This is a genomic window from Vibrio sp. 10N.222.52.C3 (assembly GCF_041474195.1).
Taxonomy (GTDB): domain Bacteria; phylum Pseudomonadota; class Gammaproteobacteria; order Enterobacterales; family Vibrionaceae; genus Vibrio; species Vibrio crassostreae_C.
Genome location: NZ_JBFRTQ010000256.1, coordinates 1 through 1,137 on the forward strand (window position 1 = coordinate 1; position 1,137 = coordinate 1,137).

Annotated in this window: 1 protein-coding gene; it reads right to left on the reverse strand. The window is 36.8% G+C overall.

Going from position 1 to position 1,137, the window contains the following annotated elements; translation table 11 throughout:
• Positions 1–111 precede the first annotated feature (111 nt).
• A complete protein-coding gene (locus tag AB4517_RS22775; RefSeq protein ID WP_372150135.1) occupies positions 112–1,056 on the reverse strand; it encodes a transporter in 945 nt (314 codons plus the stop codon).
• Positions 1,057–1,137 lie beyond the last annotated feature (81 nt).

The following is a 1,137-nucleotide window of genomic DNA, read 5'->3' on the forward strand; positions in this document are numbered from 1 at the left end:
AATTAAGATAGATAATATTTATTCAGGATAATCAAAAAATTAATGTAGGGGTTTGCAGAAATTATTAACTATTAACTTGATTTACTCCTATTTAATTTCAGAACAAGGCAACTAGAACTTAGCTACTGCTTTTAAAAAAATCGCGCCTCCTTTTGTACGCCTTTCTGTCTCAAATTCATGGAACCATTTTAATTCCATCGCAATGCCTCCCCTTTCTGTTTTGTGAACAAAAGAAACCCTCGGGCCAGCCCCTACTGTTTTTGCTTTAAAATCACCGAAAATAGCACCAGATCCACTGTCTCCGGTTAATTGTTGATAATAAAAACCAGTCGCCCCCACACTCGCTAAGCCTCCAAAAAATGGAAAGCTTTGCCCAAAGGTTGCTTCAACATGTCCTTGGGTACCTGATTGATAGCTGGTTTCATGATTTTCAGTATTAAAGTCAACGCCAGCGTAGACACTTGCTTCAATTCCGTTTTCTTTACCAAAATAAACCGCCCCTACAGTTGGTTCAATCGTCCAATAATTCTTACCTGTATTAGCTAATTGCCCTTCCTTATAACCTCCAGTAGGAGCATAAATACTGACGCGATAGTTCAAATTCAAGTCAGAGTTTATATTTTGTTCTAACATCACAGGGACTAATATAACATCGCCAATACCCGAATTCTCCTCTGTAATGTTCACATTACTCTGTCCATTCACCCCTATATTAGTAGTGACATTGATAAATGGAATGGTTCCACCAAAAGCGTAACTCCAACCTTCTCCAATTTCGAAATGTGGCCTATACACCATTGTTAAAGCTAAAGCTTGCGATTCTACTTTTATAATCGCATTATTTAGACCTAAGATCGAAACTTGGGGCTTATATTCCCCTTTGTAACTTATTAGGTTTAAGCGTGTAATGAAGCTAGGTTTAGCTGGAACACCGTCCATGAAAGAAGAAATAGAACCAGGCTGGTAATGACCGCTCCCCCCCTCTTCAGCGTTAATAACTAAACAGTACGACATTGCAAATGATGCGATAAAAGTTTTTTTTATAATAACATTCATAAAATATTCCTTTTTCAGGATTTTTTCACCATTATAATAACCCTCAAAATATTATTTCGAAGAATTAGAAATATTTATGAG